A 16,286-nucleotide genomic window follows, 5' to 3' on the forward strand; every position below is an offset into this window, starting at 1 on the left:
CCGCCGCACGGACGCAACTCGGCCCCGGCAGTGTTCTACCGGGGCCGAATCTGGTGGCGACGGTACGCAACCGTCGGATGATGTCGGGCGTGGACTATCCCACGCGTTGCTGCAGCCAGGTGACCTCGGCCCCCGCGCCGCCCATGCGGTAATCCTCCAGCGCGGCATCCCAAGCGGTGCCGAGTGCGGCTTCCAGTTCGCCGGCCAGGCCGGCGCTGTCGGGCTGGGATTCGATCAGCGCGCGCAACTGCATCTCGCCGATCACCACGTCGCCGCTGGCGCTGGTCGAGCCGCGCCAGAGCCCGAGGCCCGGCACATAGCTGAACCGCTCACCGTCGACTCCCTCACTGGGATTCTCGGTGACCTCGAAGCGCAGCGCCGACCACTCGCGCAATGCGGTGACCAGCCGTGCGGCCGTGCCGACCGGGCCGGCCCAGTCAACGGTCGCACGTTGCATCCCGGGGTCGGCCTCTTGCGCGGACCACTTCAGGTTGGCCCGCGCATTCAGCGTCGACGACAGCGCCCACTCGACATGCGGGCACAGCGCCACCGGCGCTGAGTGGATGTACACCACTCCAGTCGTCATGTCCGCAAACTGATGTAGATTGCGCACCTTGTTCACCTCCGGTTATCGACGAGGAACGTCTTCCCCAACACACCTCGCGACACCGGATATCACATTGTTGTTGTTTATTGTGCCCCACGTGGCCCGTGTTGCGCCAGTATTCTCACGATTCTTGTGAGGTAGCTGTCATTCGTGGGGCCGAAGTGCCGCGACGAGGGTGTCGTTGAACTCGCTCCACAGCGGCTTCGCCCATGCCCCGAATGCCCGGTCGGTGAGCACCACGCACGCGGCATCCAGTTCTGGGTCTACCCACAGGAAGGTGCCCGCCTGGCCGAAGTGTCCGAAGGTCCGCGGCGAGTTTGTCGAGCCGGTCCAGTGCGGTGCCTTGTGCGCCCGGATCTCGAAGCCCAGTCCCCAATCGTTCGGGCGATGCCTGCCGTAGCCGGGGACGAAACCGTCGAGGCCGGGAAACCACACCCGGGTGGCGTCGGCGAGGGTCGCGGGCGCCAGCAGCGTCGGCGACAGCAACTCGGCCGCGAACCGCGCGAGGTCGCCTGCGCTCGCCCGGGCGCCGTGCCCGGCCGGTCCCGCCAGTTCGGTGTGCGACATCCCCAACGGCGCGGCCACCGCATCGGCGAGGTAGTCCGCGAAACCGATCTCGGTGGCCGCCTCGACCGTCGCGGCCAGTGTTTCGAAGCCGGCGCTGGAATAGATCCGACGCTCCCCCACGCCTGCCTCGACGTCATCCCCGGTGAACGCGAGCCCCGATGCGTGGGCGAGCAGATGGGCGACGGTGGCACCGGGCGGACCGGCCGGATCGTCGAGTTCGACGGCACCTTCCTCCACCGCGACGAGAACCGCCTCGGCAACCAGAAGTTTGGTCACCGAGGCGAGTTCGTAGACGCGATCGGGGTCGCCGAAGTTCTCGACGACCCCGTCACGCGTGAGGACGACCGCCGACACGTGGTCGACCGGCCAGGTGGTCAGCGAATCGAGAATCGGCACGTTCTCAGACGTTACCGCCTCACCGCTGGCCGACGGCGGCGCCGAGCGTGGTCGGCGCCGTTCCGACGTCGTCGGTCACCAATCCTCTTCGGTGTAGCGGATGACGCCGCGAATGTTCCGGCCGTCCAGCATGTCCTGGTAGCCCTCGTTGATCTGGTCCAGCCGGTACTGGCGGGTGATCATGTCGGCGATGTTCAGTTTGCCGATCTTGTACATCGACAGCAGCTTCGGGATATCCAGTTTCGGGTTGGCGCCGCCGAAGATCGATCCCTGCAGGTTCTTCTGCAGCAGGGTGAGCATCGCCAGGTTCAGTGTCACCTCGGTCTCCATCATGTTGCCCATACCGGTCAGCACGCAGGTGCCCGCCTTGGCGGTGATGGACATCCAGGTGTCGACGTCCTTGCCGTGCACCTCGCCGACGGTGACGATGACCTTCTGGCACATACCCCATTCGGTGGCGTTGCCGATCTCGTTCATCGCCTCCTCGACCGAGGCGAAGACGTGGGTGGCACCGAACTTCAGGGCCTGCTCACGCTTCCATTCGACCGGGTCGATGGCGAAGACGTTGCGCGCACCGGCGATGACCGCACCCTGCAGGGCCGCGGTGCCGACGCCGCCGACGCCGATGATGGCGACATCCTCACCCGGGCGCACGTCACCGCTGCGGGTCGACGATCCGTAGCCGGTGGGGATGCCGCAGCCGCAGAGCGCGGCGACCTCGAACGGGATCTCCTTGTCGATCTTCACCGCCGACGCCTCGTGCACGACCATGTACGGCGAGAAGGTCCCGAGCAGCGTCATCGGGTAGACGTTCTCCCCGCCGGCGGTGTGGATCCGGAAGGTGTGGTCGGAGACGGCTTCACCCTGCAGGAGCATGGCGCCGAAGTCACACAGGTTGGCGATACCGGCCTGACAGGACTTGCACTTGCCACAGGACGGGATGAACGACAGGACGACGTGATCCCCGACCTCGAAGTCGGTCACACCCTCACCGACCTGCTCGATGACACCGGCACCCTCGTGGCCGCCGAGGATCGGGAACCCGCCCATCGGAATACCACCGGTGACCAGGTGGTGGTCGGAGTGGCACATGCCGGCGGCTTCCATCCGGATCTTGATCTCGTGAGCCTTGGGATCACCGATCTCGATCTCTTCGATCGCCCACGGCTGGTTGAGTTCCCGCAGCAATGCACCCTTGGTCTTCACTTCACATCCTCCATTCGACGCGGCGTTCCGAAATGCCGCCGCTCTCCCCGCCCGCAGTGGCGTCGTTGTTGTGACAGTAGTCACTGAACCACAAAAGTGAAACGTGTTCTACCCCGCCCCCCGGTTTCCTTCACCGCGCCGAGCTCGGTCACTTCCACCCCAACGCAGCACGACCTGGACGCCGGTGTCGGCGCCCAGGTCGCGTGGGTCTGTCCTGCGGAAATACTCCGCGCGCGGGGTCTAGTGCAGACCCTGATCCTTGCTGCCGTAGGTGGCGCGCAGACTCGGCTTGACCACCTTGCCGCCGGCATTGCGGGGCAGTTCGTCGACGATGACGATGTCCTTCGGATGCTTGAACCGCGCGAGGTTCTCGTTCAGGTAGGGCTCAAGGTCCTCGAGCGTCAAGTCGTCGACGCCTGCGGCAAGTACGACGACGGCGACGGGGACCTCGCCCCACTTCTCATGCGCCCGGCCGATGATCGCGGCCTCGACGATCTTGTCGTGGCCGAACAGGACGTTCTCGACCTCGGCGCAGTAGATGTTCTCGCCGCCGGAGATGATCATGTCCTTCGCGCGGTCGACGACGTAGATGAAACCTTCGTCATCCTGACGGACGAGGTCACCGCTGTGGAACCAGCCGCCGTGGAAGGCGTCCGCGGTGCCCTGCGGGTTCTGCCAGTAGCCCGACATCATGTTCGGTCCGCGGTAGACGATCTCGCCGACCTGACCGACCGGGACGTCGTTCATCTCGGGATCGACGATGCGCGCGGTCACGGCGGGCACCACCTTTCCGATGGAGCCGATCTTGCGCAGCGCGTCCTTGCCCTCCAGGACACAGGTGATCGGCGACATCTCGGTCTGGCCGAAGACGGCGACGTTGAGTGCCTCGGGGAAGGTCTCGTTCATGGCGTTGAGCACCGTGTCCGACGCCGGGGCCGCACCCCAGCTGATGACGCGCAGGTTGAGCTTGCGTGGCTTGGCCTGCTGGGCGGCACAGACAGCCTGCCACTGGGCGGGGACCAGGAAGATCGACGTGGTGCCCTCGGTCTCCAGGGTGTCGAGCATGTCGTTGGGGTCGAAGGCGCCCAGCGGGTGGATCACCGACAGCGCGCCCATATAGAACAGCGGTGCCATCGCGCCGAGGCCCGCGATGTGGAACATCGGCGCCACACAGGAACCGATGTCGTCGGACCGGGTGTGCAGCGCCTGCATGCAGGTTACCGCCTGCGCCTGGATGTTCTGGTGGGACAGCATGGCGCCCTTGGGCTTTCCGGTGGTGCCCGAGGTGTACATGATGAGCGCGGTGTGTTCTTCGGGGACGTCGACCTCGGGCAGGTCCGAGGAATCCTCGGCGACCAGTTCCTCGAATTTGAGGTGTGCCGCGTTGCCGGTGTCACCGATGACGATGGTGTGTTCGATCTTGCCGGTGGAGGCGGCGACCGCGTCGGCCAGCGGAGCCAGCAGGCTCTCGGTGACGATGACCTTGGCGCCACTGTCCTCGACCAGGAAGGCGATCTCGGCCGGGCTCATGCGGACGTTGACCGGAACCGGGATGGCGCCGATCAGGTTGGCGCCGAGGGTCGCTTCGACATACTCGCTGCGGTTGAGCAGCACGAGCAGGATGCGGTCGCCGAACTGGACGCCCCGACGACTCAGGGCCGCGGCGAAGCCACGCGAACGCTCCTCCAGAGCACTCCAGGTGGTGACGCTGCCCAGGAACTTCAGGGCCGCACCGTCCGGGTTCTGGAAGGCGTGACGCCGAACCTGATTGTTCCAGTGATTGCGCCGTGAACGCAGCGGTTCGGTGGTCAGGTCGCTGCTCGGATCGAGGGTGGCGGTCATGGATTGTGTCTCCTTGATCTACTTCTCAGGTCTGAAGGTGTTGTGCCCCAGCGTTGTCTGGTCACAGTGGATGAATCGGTGGTCTGGCCGGGAGTCAGCGTGATTCGCCGGTGAACGCCGCCAGCGCAGCCTGAAACTCGGACGATTGCAACAGTTGGGTCTGGCCGTCGAGCTCGCGTTCGAGTGCGGCTTCGAAGCCGTCCAGCGAATGCGCGTCGAGCGCAGCCTTGGTCAGGCGCAGTGCCGACACACTCTTACCCGCGAGATTCGCCGCGGACTTCTCGACGACCGCATCCAGCTCGGCGCGGTCGGCGACCACCGCGTTGACCAGACCGGACGCGAACGCCTCTGGGGCACGCAGCTTCTCGCCGAGCAAGGCCATCGCATTGGAGCGGGCGCGGCCCACCGACGTGGCCACCGACATCGAGGCGCCACCGTCGGGCATCAGGCCGATGTTGATGAAGGCGAGCAGGAAGTAGGAGCGCTCAGTGGCGTAGATCAGGTCGGCGGCGAAGGCCAGTGAGGCGCCGATGCCAGCGGCGGCGCCGTCGACCGATGCGATCACCGGCACCGGGACCGCCCGCACCGCGCGTGCGAGTTCGGAGCCCGAGGAGATGACGCTGCGCGCCTGCGCGGCGGTCAGTCCGGCGTCGCTCCCGCCGGTGGCGTTGGCCGCGGAGCGGGCCGCGAGGTCGGCGACGTCCGCACCGGTGCTGAAATTGCCCCCGGCACCGTCGATGACGACGGCCCGGATGTCGTCGCGGGCCGAGAACTCGGCGAGACTCGCCTTGATCGCCTCGGACGCCGCGCCGTTGAGCGCGTTCATCCGCTCCGGGCGCGAGATCGTCAGCCGCGCGATGCCGCGGTCGTCAATCGACGCGGTGACGCCACCTCGCTCCGCATCACCGTTCAGCGCAGCGCTCACAGCTCTCCCCTCCCACGACCCGGCAGCCCCGGCTGTGACCACGTAGACACAACCTCATGATTCCGTCCCATCACCACACAGTACTAGCACAGTGCGACGCAGATCACGCGAATCCCCATTAACTTAGCACGGTCGATGTCCGTTTTTAACTGGCATTTTCCCGAATGAGTACTGAAAGGTGAATGCGAACCTCGCACCCGGTTATGGTGAATCGCCATGACTGCGCACACCGACACGCCACCACCCGAGGGCACCGCACCCGGGCATCGCCGCCCCGCGGATCGGCGACAGCAGATCATCTCCGCCGCCGCGAAAGCATTCAGCGCGAGCAGCTACCACTCCGTCCGGCTCGAAGACATCGCCGAGGCCGTGGGGATGTCCGCCCCGGCCCTGTATCGACACTTCCCGACCAAGTACGCACTGTTCGCGGAGACGACCACCTACCTGGCCAATGCCCTCGTCGCAGCCATCGCGGACATCGAGCCGGGTTGCCCGGACGAACTCGACGCACTCCTCGCAGCCATCACCGCAGCCTCGATCGAGAACCGCCGCACCGGACGGCTGTACCGCTGGGAGTCGCGCTACCTCGAACCGGCCGACGCAGCCGTGGTCCGCGACGCCGTCGTCGGCCAGCACCGGCGGGTCCGCAGCGCGCTCCTCGCCAGGCGCCCCGAGCTCTCTCGAACCGACGCGAATGTGATCACTGCCGCGATGATCAGCGTCATGGCCAGCCCGTTGACCCATCGAGTCACCCTCGCCCATCGCGAGATCCAGTCGTTGATCACCGATACCGCACTCTCCCTGATCGATGTCGAACTGCCCGACACCGCCGCCCCGACGCCGGCGCAGCCCACGAGCGGACTGGTTCCGGCCGCCAAACGCGAGCAGTTGCTGTCCGAGTCGATCAACCTGTTCGCCGCCCGCGGCTTCCGCGACGTGACGATCGAGGAGATCGGTGCGGCCGTCGGCATGCCGGCTTCCGGCGTCTACCGCCACTTCTCGTCGAAGACCGCAATCCTGGAAGCCGCTTTCTGGCGCGCCACCGATCGCTTCACGTCGTCGATCGCCGATGCCCTCGCGGCCTCCACCACACCGCGCGAGGCGATCAGCCAGCTGATCACCCGATATGTCCAATTATCCTGTGACAGCATCGAACTCATCACGGTGTATGTCACCGAGATCGGCCATGTCAGCCCGCGTCAGCAGACCGCACTCCGAAATCAGCAGCGCATCACGGTGGAGGAATGGGCGACCTGGGTCGGGCGCGAGCGACCCGACATCTCGCCAACGCGCGCACGGTTCCTGGTGCATGCGGCGTTCAACGTGGTCGCCGACCTCGCACGCGCTCCTCGGCCACCCGCCGCCGACCGCATCACCGCCCTGGGCCTGCGCATCCTCCTCGGCGAACAGATCCCAACCGACTAGTCACCGTCAGGTGATCACCGCGAAGTCGTCGAGCAGCCACCGGTCTCCGGAGCGGACGACGGTGGCCTTGACGCGCGACTGATAGGGCACGCCGTCGGGACGTTCGGCCTTGAGTTCGGGCACCATGATCCGCTGATCGAGTGCCATGAGCACGGTGACCGCATCCCCCTTCACCCCGACGATCCCCACCTCACTGATCTTCGCGGTCGACGTCGACTTCGCCTCCGCCGCACCTTTGCGCGCCTCCTGCGAGGTGGCGATGTACTGCTGCAGGAAAGACGGGGTGGAGATGGCCTCGATCCGCCGATCGAGATCGTCGAAGTTCGCGGAGTCGTAGGTCATCAGCTCGATCACATTGCGCCGCGCCGCGTCGACCGCAGCCCGCTGCTCTGGCGCGCCGACCGATACCGTTGCAGCATCGGCCCGCCGATCGGCATCCCGGTAGGCGAAGACCAACACCGTCGTCGAAACCGCAAGCGCGACAACCAGGATCGACAGCACCACGGCGGCGACAGCCAGTTTGGAGCCGACCAGAGACCGCAGCCGGGCGGCGCGTCCGCCACCCGAATCGCCGCCCGCCAGCTTCCTCGGGACGCGGTCGGCAGCGCCCCCGCCGCCCCGGCGTTCGGCCTTGCGCGCAGCCTTCTCCGCCTTGCGTTCGGCCTCCTCGCGATAGCGGTCCCGGTTGACACGATTGGCCTCGAGGAACGCATCGCCGTCGAGGGTGGTCGTCGGTTCGGCCGGCGCATTCGGCGCGACTTCGGCGGGCTGGCGGGACTTCGGCATCCTACCAATGTAGCGACGTCTGATTGTGGTCCACATCACCGGCTGACATATCAAATATATAATATGTGTTAGCGTGGCCGGACTTGCCACCATGCGTATGCGCCCGCATACGTGCACCGAGAGGATTCGCCCGATGGTGACCTTCACCGACGAACAGACCGCCTTCGCCAAGGCCGTCACCGACTTCTGCCAGCGCGAGGCGGGTACCCGCGAGCAGCGCGACCGGTTGACCGACAACGGCACCGAACTGCACTCGCAGGAGCTGTACACCAAGATGGCCCAGCTCGGCTGGACCGGCCTGCTGGTGCCCGAAGAGTACGGCGGCGCCGGCGCAGGCAATGTCGAGATGTCGATCCTCCTGGAGGAATCGATGCGGGCGATGGCCCCTATCGGCGGTATCGGGCCGACCCTGATCACCGCAGCCGCCTACCAGAAGTTCGCCGACGAGCAGCTCAAGAAGGAGGTGCTCACCGGTGTCGCCGATGGCGATTCGCTGTCCATCTCGATGTCGGAGCCGGAAGCCGGTTCCGATGTCGCGAACTTGAAGTGCCGCGCGGAGAAGGTCGACGGCGGCTGGGTGATCAACGGCCAGAAGACCTGGTGCTCGAATGCCCACTTCGCCAAGTCGATCCTGCTGATCGCGCGCACCGAGAAGTCGGAGAAGAAGCATGAGGGGCTGACCCAGTTCCACATTCCGGCCGATACCTCCGGCCTGGAGATCAAGGGCATCGACACCCTCGGCGGGCGCGAGGTCAATGATCTGTACTTCACCAATGTGCGGGTGCCCGATTCGGCGGTCGTCGGCCAGGTCAACAACGGCTGGAATCAGCTGATGGCCGGGCTCAACACCGAGCGTCTGATCCTGGCGGCAATGCAGCTCGGTGTCGCCGAACGGTCCTTCGCCGACACCCTCACCTTCGTCACCGAGCGCAAGCAGTTCGGACGCCCGGTCGGCACCTTCCAGGCGTTGCGTCACCGGCTGGCGGACCACGCGACCGAGATCGAGTGCACCAAACTCCTCGTGTACCGGGTCGCCCAGCTCGCCGACGCCCACCCCAAGAAGCTGTTCCCGCGCGAGGCGTCGATGGCCAAGCTCAAGGCAACCGAGGTGTCCAAGGCGATGACGATCGACGCGATGCAGATGATGGGCGGCTACGGCTATGCCACCGAGTTCGACGCGGAGCGCCAGATGCGCGGTGCGATCATCTCGACGGTCTACGGTGGCACGAATGAGATCCAGCGCGACATCATCGGTAAGACGTACGGATTGTGACCGTGGCTGATCGCCCCGAACGGCTCAATCGTCTGCGCCGACGACCCCAACTCTCCGAAGAGGTGGCCGCCCATCTGCGCGCGCAGATCATGACCGCGGCGATCCGGCCCGGCGACTACGTCCGGATGGATGAGACCGCCGAGCAGCTCGGGGTGAGTGTGACCCCGGTTCGTGAGGCGCTACTGACGCTGCGGGGTGAGGGCATGGTCGCCCTCGCCCCGCATCGCGGCTATGTGGTCACCGACCTCAGCCGCCTCGACGTCGAGGATCTGTTCTGGCTCCAGGGTGAGATCGCGGTGAAGTTGGCGCTTCGGATCTCCGAGATCGTCACCGCTGAGCAACTCGCCGATCTGGAATGGTGCAACCAGCGGTTGCGGGCGGCGGTCGCCGGACATGACGTCGCCGCGATCCAGGACGCCGAGTTCGAGTTCCATCGCGTCCACAACCACATCGCGCCGGGTGCGAAACTGGCCTGGTTCCTGTTGTCGGTGGCCCGATATACGCCTGCACCGCTCTATGCGGCCGACCAGGAGTGGGGCGAGGTCGCCGTGGCCAGTCACGACCAGCTCATCGCCGCCTACCGCGCCGACGACCGCGACGCGGTGGTTCGTGCGACCCGCGCGCAGTTCACCGACGGCGTGGCGCGGCTGACCAAACATCTCGAACAGACGGGAATCTGGGACTGATCGCGGCACCGCCCGCTCAGGGCACGTCCATACCGACGAGCGTCGCGCACATGGCTTGTGCCGCAGAAACACTCGCCTCATCGGCGTTCGCGTAGTACGTGAGCGTCCGGCGCGGCGATTCTTGTTGTTTGGCACATTGCCTGGTGAGTGCCAGCCGGTCGAAGTCGGCCTTCGTCACCTTCGCCATCGACGTACAGGGAGACGGCTCGCCCTCGTCGTAGACGGCCTTGAGGAAATAGGTCCCGCCGTTGTCGTGGACGCCGATGCAGTAGGCAGTCGTCTCCGTCGATCGTGGGACCGACAGGCAGCCCGCACCGGTCGCGATCATCACTGCACCGACACCGACACCGACCGCGGCCAGCCGCGCCATCCCCATCCGCTGATGCTAGACCACCGGTGTCGGGGTGAACGCGTAGTCTGTGAGATCTGCGGAGGCCGGACAGGAGCCTGATGCAGATCGCCGAAGTACCACCGGGTGCATGCCCCAACGGACACCCGTTCACCCTCGGACTACGCACCCATCTCGTCGGCTGGGACAACCAGCACGACCCACCGTGCCGCGTCTATCAGTGCCGCCGCTGCGGCGCCCGCCTATGGATCGTCGACCCGGTGTGGCGGTCGTCGGCGTAGCCCGACGACCTCGCACCAGACCGTGTGTGGCACTGGTCTATGTGCGCCACAGCAGATGGTGGACGATCCCGCTGGGACTGGGGATCTTCTCGATGTGGAATCGGTCGGCGAGGTCGTCGGGGTCATCCCACAGGCGCAGTCCCTGCCCGATCGTGATCGGCGCGACGGCGATGTGCATCGCATCGATGAGGTCGGCGTCGAGGAACTCGCGCACCGTGGTGACACCACCACCGATCCGTACGTCCTTGCCACCGGCGGCCGCCTTCGCCTGCTCCGCAGCCTCCGCCGGTGTCGCGTCGAGGAAATGGAAAGTGGTGTCGCTCAGCGTGAACGACGGCCGCACATGATGCGTCAGCACGAACACCGGGGTATGGAACGGCGGCTCATCTCCCCACCAGCCCTGCCATTGTTCGTCGGTCCACGGCCCCCGCTGGTACCCGAATTTGTTGCGGCCCATGATCTCCGCACCGATGTTGTTGGTGAAGTCGCGGGCGAAGTAGTCGTCGAGGCCACGCGTTCCGCCGGGTTCGGTCCGGTTGGGCCAACTCGCGGTGGCCCCCGCCCACGACATCAGCTCCCGCGGGTCACAGCCGTCCCCGAAGGGGCGCTCAAAGCTCTGGTTGTGCCCCGCGGCGACCCCGTCCCGCGAGACCGTGAAATTCTGCACCCTCAGCAATGCCATGGCGATCCGCTCCTCGTCACTTCGGTCGTCCCTACAGTCTGCCGCCGGTGGTCGGGGCAGGCACTGTACTCAGGGACAGACCCTGGGGTCGGTGGAAACTCATCGCCGCAGCGAGGGGCGAACGCGTCCCCCTCATCATGTCCAGAGGGCATATCGCCCTCGGGATGTACTCGCGGGGACGCATTTGGGGGTTAATGGCCGAAAAGCAAAAAGCCGCCTGTGACCAGACGGCTTTCTTGCTCCCCCAACTGGACTCGAACCAGTAACCGTTCGATTAACAGTCGAATGCTCTGCCAATTGAGCTATGGGGGATTGCTCTGATTCTCCGTCGTGCGCCCCGTCGGAGGCACTTGGTGAACCGATGGATGACTCTAGCGCATGGATGAGAGAGACTACAAAACGGCAGGTCAACGACGTATCCGTGCGAGTGTGATTCGTCGGAGACCGACCACGCCGACACACCGAGACCGACACGGTGACGGGGTGCGGTAATCTCCAGCGTCGGGCCTTCTCGGCCCGCCGGGGGCGGTAGCTCAGTCGGTTAGAGCCGCGGACTCATAATCCGTAGGTCGCGGGTTCGAGCCCCGCCCGCCCCACCATGAACAGCCTGGTAACAGGCTGGACTGTGGATGTAGGTGTCATCCGGTTGGCTTAACCCGGCTTTAGCCCGGCGCCCGTTGCAGGTCTTGCGCCGGGGTGTCGGTAGCGCGTGAGAAGATCTGCGAATGTGGGACTGGATTCGTAGCGTGTGGGACTTCATCTTCGGACTAGAGTCTGGCGCATGGGCCGCGATTGCGGCATGGGTCGCTGTCGCTGTTGGCGCCGTTACGATCGTCGTTACCGGGCGCTACGCTAAAGAACAGATTGGCCAGGCGCGCGAGCAGCTGCGAGACGCCGAGCGCGATCGGCTCGAGCAAGCCGAGAAGGATGCCCGAGACCTTGCCGAGCGAGAACATGCACGGTTGGAGCAGTCACGGCAGGCCGAGCAAGCTCGCAATCAGCAGGCCGAGGACGCGCAGAAGCTCCGCGAGCTGCAAGCTCGACCGAACGTCGTGATGTTTCAGGAGCCGATGGAAGGCGACTGGCAGTTCCTGGAAATTGTTGTCAAGAACTTTGGTAGGACTCCTGCTTTCGATGTGCGCATTCGATTAGACAGCTTGCCCGAAGTGAGCCCCGACTACGAAGGTGCGGCCACTTCTCGCGTCTCGATACCAGAGACCATCCCGATTCTAGCGCCGGGCCAGGAGTGGCGCGCACTCTGGGACCATGCACCCAACCATATAGACGCCGAAGGAATAGAGAACCGCCATGAAGGAACAATCACCTACACCGACGTAGGACGATCGCAACACTACGAAACGCCTGTTCTCCTCGATTTCAATCTACTCTTAGGCACGACGCGCGTGGAGAGAAAGACTATTCACGACGTCGCGAAAACACTTGACGCACAGCTAAAGAAGACCAACGAACTCGCTAAAAAGGTGCAGATAACCCTGGAAAGCTATTCGGTCGACGAGCATCGGGGCATTTGGGTCTACCCCGCCGATGCGGACGACGAACGCAGGCACCGGGCACAACAAGCGCAGGAACGGGCCGAAAGGTCAGAGCGCAATCGCGAACGTCTCGACCGAATGATGCATAGAGGAACGGGTGAACAGTGAACACGTGGGCACCCCTCTTGGGCAGCAGCCTGGTCGCAATCGCCGCAATGATCACACTCTTCTTCACCGTTCGCCAAAATAGGAAGGCTCTCACAGAAGCCGCACGTCAGCACGCAGAGTCGATCGCCGTTGCAGCGCAGCAACATCGCGAAATTCTCGACGACTCAAAAGATCGGGAGTGGCGACATTGGCAGCGAGAAAAGCTCACCGAATACTGCGAAGAGGTCCTCAATACGGGGCAGGACGTAATCGGCAGTTTACGTGGATGTGTTTACTGGGAGTACAAAGACTTCACCCGATATTTCGTGGATCAAACCAACAAAATAGGAACGCTATCTAATGTGTACCGAAAATTGGAACTAGTCATAGGTGATCAACTAGATTCGGCTGCTAAGCGCAACTATAACAGTCTCGCTAACGTCCTCGAAATGGCGAATAATGAGTTTAAGCTGAAGAAAAGCGAAAACTACAGCTCACGTGCTGGTCTTGATCGCATCGAGCCCGCGTGCGGGGAGGCAACGGAAGCACTTCGAAAGTTCGCGCTAGATACCCGCGCACTGATGGGCGATTCGGACGCTCAGCTTCCTGGTCTCACTTCAGATTCACCACCACCCGCTCCTGAATCTGACCCAGAGCAGCCACAGGACGGCTGAGCGGCGCTTGCTTGCCGCCTTCGGTTTCGGAGATGTAGTCGGCGTAGACGGTCAGAGTCGTCACGAACGAGGCGTGTCCGAGCCATTTGGACACCTGCATGTAGTGCTCGCCCGCCGACAAGCTGTTGACGGCGAAGCTGTGGCGTAGATCGTGCCAGCGTGATGCCGGTAGCCCGAGGGCAGCGAGAGCCGGGGCGTAGTAGCGAGCAGCGACGTTGTCAGTGTTGATGGGATCGGTCCATTTGTAGGTCTGCGCGATCTGCTCGGCGCTTGGCGGTGCCACCGCTCGGTCGCCCTGCTTCACTCCCGCTGTCTTTGCCTCAGCGCACGTCATCCGCCCCGGGAACAGCGGCGCGGCGGGGTCCAACCGACGCGGGTGCGTAACCAGGTAGTCCCGCAGGTCGTCGGCAAGCCAGCCGTCTATCGGCACGACGCGGGTGCTGCGAACCGATTTGGGGGTGCCGGTCTCCCACCGTCCACCGCGCCGGGTCTTGGTGCGCGACACCGACACCATTCCCATCGCTCCCGGCGTCTTGGGGAGTGTGAGGTCTCCAATTTCCAGCCCTCGGAGTTCTCCGGCCCGTAATCCGGTATAGGCGCTGAACGTGACGGCCAGAGCGTAGACCGGTTGGTGCTGGACGTTCGCGATGTAGTCGGCCACGGCGGCTATCTGCGCCGGTGTCAGCGGCAGCGCCTTGAAGTCGGCGCGCTCGGTATCGGTGCGGGCCGTCGCAGCTTGTCGTGGCAAAGGCACCGACAGCGCCGGGTTCGCCTTGATCGCGCCGTCCACGACGGCCACGTCGAATACTCGGCGCAGCACGTCCCACGCCTTCTTGACCGTCGACCGGCTCAGCGTCATCGTTCTCGGGGTGCCGTCGTCGTTGAGCGCTGGACGCCTTTCGCCAGATCGGGTGTCGTAGCTGCGCTCGGGGCGGGGAGACAGTAGCTCGGCGCGGAAGTGACGCACGTCAGCAGCGGTGATCGTGGCGACGGCTCGGTTGCCGAAACTGTCGGCCACGTAGCGACGATAGACCGCTTCGGCCTCAGTGACGGTGCGCGGTTTCACGGTGCCCTGCATTGACTCGAACAGCTCTCGGGCGAAGTGACCGAAGGGCAGATCGGCCGCTTTCCGCTGTTGGGCCAGGGCGTAGGTGCCGGTATTCGTGTGCCGAGCCAGATTGAGTTCATCGCGGCGCGCCTCGGCGTCCTCGCGAGTGCCGAAGGACTCCTGTCGGCTGCGCATCTTCGTCTTGCCGTTCTCCTGGACCGGCAACCCAAAGTCGTCGCGCACGGGGTCGCGCCACACCACTTCGTAGCGTTTGACGACGCGGCCTTTGCGCTTCTGGCTGGTCTCGTGAGCGCGGATGTATGCCATTACGCAGCCTCTTTCGCTTGCTGGATGGACTTGCAGATACGGCGGACGGTGGACGCCTGCCAGGTGGGACGGCCCGCTGGGCTGAGTTCGCCTGCTGCGGTGAGTTCGGCGGCGATAGCGCCGAAGCTGAGGCCTTGTTCTCGCATCCCGACGATGCGGCGAGCCACGACTGTGGACACGAGGCGCGGCCTGCCGAGCGTGACGCCTTGGGCCTTCTTCGCTGCGAGCGCTGCCTTGGTGCGCTCCCCGATTAGCCTGCGCTCGAACTGAGCGAACGTGGCGAGCATGTTGGCCATCGCTTCGCCGCTGGCTGTGGTGGTGTCGACCTGGACGTCCAGCATGATCAGCGACCAGCGCTGAGTGCGGGCGCGCTCCATGATCTCGGCGGCGTGGACCACGCTACGAGCCAGACGATCCAGCTTCGTGACGACGAGCCCGTCAGCGAGACCCGCCGACAACTGGTCTAGAGCGCTGCGCAGGCCGGGATTGACCTGCGAACCGGACAGCCCCTCGTCCCGAAGGATGGTCAGTTCCCAGCCTCGGCGTTCGGCTTCGGCGTGAAGCGCGGCCTCCTGAGCCTGAATGCCAAGGCGGCTGTCGGCCTGCTCCTCAGTGGACACCCTGACGTATCCCAGCATGACTTTCGCTTCGCTCATTTCCGTTGTCTCCCTTGGTAGTTGAGGCGCTAACGTCCGTTTGCGCCTTACGCCTCAGCCTACTTTCGAGTGACGCAACTCACAATTCCATCGGAACCGAAATAGCTTGTCCGACAGAGCAATTGGCCCGTTTTGCCGTTGAGATCGGGCGGGACGTGCGCGGGTGCGGGGGCGACGTCGTTAGGCCGTCGACGGCGATGTCAGAGGGTCGCGATACCCGTTGTGGGTGGCGCTGGCCTATGGCGCGGGTGGGCGCTGCTCGTTGGCGCGGAGCTGTTCGAGGGCTTCGTCCATCGGGAGCAGCTTCCTCGGCACTCGCGGCGCGACCACCGGAGCCGACGCCGACTCGGCCGACGCGGACACCGGCTCGGCGTCGTCGTCCTCGTCGCGCGCCTCAGCAGCCAGGGCGCGGTCGTCGGCGCGCTTCACAGCGACAATCTCGTCGTAGATCCAGTCGGGGTATTCCTTTGGCGCATAAGGCTTTCCGTAATCCCCAACGAATCTGCCCGGTCGTCCCGAACTCGTTCCGCCCGAACGCTTTCCACTCTTCTTGCTCATCGTCCCAAATCCCTTCTGCTCGAACGCTTTCCGTGTCCAATTTCGTGGTAATCCATCTCGCGCGGAAGCTTGCGTCTCTCTCCGCGATGTGCTCCAAATCGGGCCCTAGACGGGCCGGTTTGTACCAACCATTGACTCAACGACAATTCCCTCACGCTCTCGACTCGGCAGAGCGTTCGACGGATGAGCCAGGGCGTGCTGGGGGATGAGCGAGGCCCACTGGCTGCCCGGTTGTCGAACGCTTGGGGAGGTACCCGAGGTACCGAGGTACGCGTACCTCGGGCGCTGTGGTTGGCCCCTTACCCGCGATTGGTAATTTCTACTGTCTACCTGGGTGTTTACAGTTTGGCCGTCACGC

17 protein-coding genes and 2 tRNA genes are annotated in these 16,286 nt (G+C 64.8%); 7 read left to right on the forward strand and 12 right to left on the reverse strand.

Annotated elements, in window-relative coordinates:
- Window positions 1-94: 94 nt before the first annotated feature.
- The 5 genes from QSJ18_RS01770 to QSJ18_RS01790 all read right to left on the reverse strand — a co-directional run bounded on the left by QSJ18_RS01770 (window position 95) and on the right by QSJ18_RS01790 (window position 5,444).
- On the reverse strand, window positions 95-613 hold the full coding sequence (locus QSJ18_RS01770; protein ID WP_286324494.1) for a DUF3145 domain-containing protein: 519 nt from the start codon (window positions 611-613) through the stop codon (window positions 95-97).
- A 138-nt stretch (window positions 614-751) separates the two neighbouring features.
- Window positions 752-1,570 (reverse strand): serine hydrolase domain-containing protein, encoded by an 819-nt coding sequence (locus QSJ18_RS01775; RefSeq protein WP_286324495.1) that lies wholly within the window; start codon window positions 1,568-1,570, stop codon window positions 752-754.
- A 75-nt stretch (window positions 1,571-1,645) separates the two neighbouring features.
- The gene (locus tag QSJ18_RS01780) at window positions 1,646-2,776 is read right to left on the reverse strand and encodes an NDMA-dependent alcohol dehydrogenase (RefSeq protein WP_286324496.1); all 1,131 of its coding nucleotides are present in this window, start codon (window positions 2,774-2,776) and stop codon (window positions 1,646-1,648) included.
- Window positions 2,777-3,016: 240 nt separating this feature from the next.
- Window positions 3,017-4,618 carry a fatty-acid--CoA ligase FadD5 gene (gene fadD5, locus QSJ18_RS01785; protein WP_286324497.1) on the reverse strand — a complete coding sequence of 534 codons (1,602 nt, stop codon included), beginning with the start codon at window positions 4,616-4,618 and terminating at the stop codon, window positions 3,017-3,019.
- Between the two features lie 94 nt (window positions 4,619-4,712).
- Window positions 4,713-5,444 (reverse strand): enoyl-CoA hydratase-related protein, encoded by a 732-nt coding sequence (locus QSJ18_RS01790; RefSeq protein WP_462475971.1) that lies wholly within the window; start codon window positions 5,442-5,444, stop codon window positions 4,713-4,715.
- A gap of 315 nt (window positions 5,445-5,759) precedes the next feature.
- On the opposite strand from QSJ18_RS01790, the gene QSJ18_RS01795 reads away from it, so the two are divergent.
- Complete coding sequence (locus QSJ18_RS01795) at window positions 5,760-6,968, forward strand: TetR/AcrR family transcriptional regulator (RefSeq protein WP_286324499.1); 1,209 nt, start codon at window positions 5,760-5,762, stop codon at window positions 6,966-6,968.
- Window positions 6,969-6,974: 6 nt separating this feature from the next.
- Here QSJ18_RS01795 and QSJ18_RS01800 read toward each other — a convergent pair whose 3' ends face one another.
- A complete protein-coding gene (locus tag QSJ18_RS01800; protein WP_286324500.1) occupies window positions 6,975-7,754 on the reverse strand; it encodes a hypothetical protein in 780 nt (259 codons plus the stop codon).
- Between the two features lie 133 nt (window positions 7,755-7,887).
- On the opposite strand from QSJ18_RS01800, the gene QSJ18_RS01805 reads away from it, so the two are divergent.
- Together QSJ18_RS01805 and QSJ18_RS01810 are read left to right on the forward strand one after the other, a co-directional pair.
- The gene (locus QSJ18_RS01805) at window positions 7,888-9,027 is read left to right on the forward strand and encodes an acyl-CoA dehydrogenase family protein (protein WP_286324501.1); all 1,140 of its coding nucleotides are present in this window, start codon (window positions 7,888-7,890) and stop codon (window positions 9,025-9,027) included.
- Complete coding sequence (locus QSJ18_RS01810) at window positions 9,021-9,713, forward strand: GntR family transcriptional regulator (protein WP_462475972.1); 693 nt, start codon at window positions 9,021-9,023, stop codon at window positions 9,711-9,713. The genes QSJ18_RS01805 and QSJ18_RS01810 overlap by 7 nt, the downstream gene beginning before the upstream one ends.
- A gap of 16 nt (window positions 9,714-9,729) precedes the next feature.
- On the opposite strand, the gene QSJ18_RS01815 is transcribed toward QSJ18_RS01810, so the two are convergent.
- Window positions 9,730-10,089 carry a hypothetical protein gene (locus QSJ18_RS01815; protein WP_286324502.1) on the reverse strand — a complete coding sequence of 120 codons (360 nt, stop codon included), beginning with the start codon at window positions 10,087-10,089 and terminating at the stop codon, window positions 9,730-9,732.
- Window positions 10,090-10,163: 74 nt separating this feature from the next.
- Here QSJ18_RS01815 and QSJ18_RS01820 point away from each other — a divergent pair, with 74 nt between their 5' ends.
- Entirely contained in the window at window positions 10,164-10,343 is a 180-nt protein-coding gene (locus QSJ18_RS01820) for a hypothetical protein (RefSeq protein ID WP_286324503.1), read from the forward strand.
- 37 nt (window positions 10,344-10,380) lie between these two features.
- Here QSJ18_RS01820 and QSJ18_RS01825 read toward each other — a convergent pair whose 3' ends face one another.
- On the reverse strand, window positions 10,381-11,025 hold the full coding sequence (locus tag QSJ18_RS01825; RefSeq protein ID WP_286324504.1) for a dihydrofolate reductase family protein: 645 nt from the start codon (window positions 11,023-11,025) through the stop codon (window positions 10,381-10,383).
- 239 nt (window positions 11,026-11,264) lie between these two features.
- Window positions 11,265-11,337: transfer RNA gene (locus QSJ18_RS01830), tRNA-Asn, on the reverse strand.
- Between the two features lie 210 nt (window positions 11,338-11,547).
- Here QSJ18_RS01830 and QSJ18_RS01835 point away from each other — a divergent pair.
- The 3 genes from QSJ18_RS01835 to QSJ18_RS01845 all read left to right on the forward strand — a co-directional run bounded on the left by QSJ18_RS01835 (window position 11,548) and on the right by QSJ18_RS01845 (window position 13,339).
- Window positions 11,548-11,624, forward strand: a tRNA-Ile gene (locus QSJ18_RS01835).
- Window positions 11,625-11,771: 147 nt separating this feature from the next.
- Complete coding sequence (locus QSJ18_RS01840) at window positions 11,772-12,686, forward strand: hypothetical protein (RefSeq protein ID WP_286324505.1); 915 nt, start codon at window positions 11,772-11,774, stop codon at window positions 12,684-12,686.
- Between the two features lie 47 nt (window positions 12,687-12,733).
- A complete protein-coding gene (locus QSJ18_RS01845; RefSeq protein WP_286324506.1) occupies window positions 12,734-13,339 on the forward strand; it encodes a hypothetical protein in 606 nt (201 codons plus the stop codon).
- Here the strand turns inward: QSJ18_RS01845 and QSJ18_RS01850 are convergent.
- The 3 genes from QSJ18_RS01850 to QSJ18_RS01860 all read right to left on the reverse strand — a co-directional run bounded on the left by QSJ18_RS01850 (window position 13,278) and on the right by QSJ18_RS01860 (window position 15,928).
- On the reverse strand, window positions 13,278-14,714 hold the full coding sequence (locus QSJ18_RS01850) for a tyrosine-type recombinase/integrase (RefSeq protein ID WP_286324507.1): 1,437 nt from the start codon (window positions 14,712-14,714) through the stop codon (window positions 13,278-13,280). The genes QSJ18_RS01845 and QSJ18_RS01850 overlap by 62 nt on opposite strands.
- Complete coding sequence (locus QSJ18_RS01855) at window positions 14,714-15,370, reverse strand: recombinase family protein (RefSeq protein ID WP_286324508.1); 657 nt, start codon at window positions 15,368-15,370, stop codon at window positions 14,714-14,716. Before QSJ18_RS01855 ends, QSJ18_RS01850 begins: the two co-directional genes overlap by 1 nt.
- A 237-nt stretch (window positions 15,371-15,607) precedes the next feature.
- A complete protein-coding gene (locus tag QSJ18_RS01860) occupies window positions 15,608-15,928 on the reverse strand; it encodes a hypothetical protein (RefSeq protein ID WP_286324509.1) in 321 nt (106 codons plus the stop codon).
- Window positions 15,929-16,286: the final 358 nt, after the last annotated feature.

Source organism: Gordonia heveisoli (assembly GCF_030315745.1).
Lineage (GTDB): Bacteria > Actinomycetota > Actinomycetes > Mycobacteriales > Mycobacteriaceae > Gordonia.

What these genes read in the sequence shown, in the direction of transcription:
- QSJ18_RS01825 (WP_286324504.1), bottom strand. Translation starts at nt 11,025, where the DNA reads ATGGCATTGCTGAGGGTGCAGAATTTCACGGTCTCGCGGGACGGGGTC.
- QSJ18_RS01860 (WP_286324509.1), bottom strand. Translation starts at nt 15,928, where the DNA reads ATGAGCAAGAAGAGTGGAAAGCGTTCGGGCGGAACGAGTTCGGGACGA.
- QSJ18_RS01800 (WP_286324500.1), bottom strand. Translation starts at nt 7,754, where the DNA reads ATGCCGAAGTCCCGCCAGCCCGCCGAAGTCGCGCCGAATGCGCCGGCC.
- QSJ18_RS01855 (WP_286324508.1), bottom strand. Translation starts at nt 15,370, where the DNA reads ATGAGCGAAGCGAAAGTCATGCTGGGATACGTCAGGGTGTCCACTGAG.
- QSJ18_RS01815 (WP_286324502.1), bottom strand. Translation starts at nt 10,089, where the DNA reads ATGGGGATGGCGCGGCTGGCCGCGGTCGGTGTCGGTGTCGGTGCAGTG.
- QSJ18_RS01820 (WP_286324503.1), top strand. Translation starts at nt 10,164, where the DNA reads ATGCAGATCGCCGAAGTACCACCGGGTGCATGCCCCAACGGACACCCG.
- QSJ18_RS01790 (WP_462475971.1), bottom strand. Translation starts at nt 5,444, where the DNA reads ATGAACGCGCTCAACGGCGCGGCGTCCGAGGCGATCAAGGCGAGTCTC.
- QSJ18_RS01850 (WP_286324507.1), bottom strand. Translation starts at nt 14,714, where the DNA reads ATGGCATACATCCGCGCTCACGAGACCAGCCAGAAGCGCAAAGGCCGC.
- QSJ18_RS01805 (WP_286324501.1), top strand. Translation starts at nt 7,888, where the DNA reads ATGGTGACCTTCACCGACGAACAGACCGCCTTCGCCAAGGCCGTCACC.
- QSJ18_RS01795 (WP_286324499.1), top strand. Translation starts at nt 5,760, where the DNA reads ATGACTGCGCACACCGACACGCCACCACCCGAGGGCACCGCACCCGGG.
- QSJ18_RS01845 (WP_286324506.1), top strand. Translation starts at nt 12,734, where the DNA reads ATGATCACACTCTTCTTCACCGTTCGCCAAAATAGGAAGGCTCTCACA.
- fadD5 (WP_286324497.1), bottom strand. Translation starts at nt 4,618, where the DNA reads ATGACCGCCACCCTCGATCCGAGCAGCGACCTGACCACCGAACCGCTG.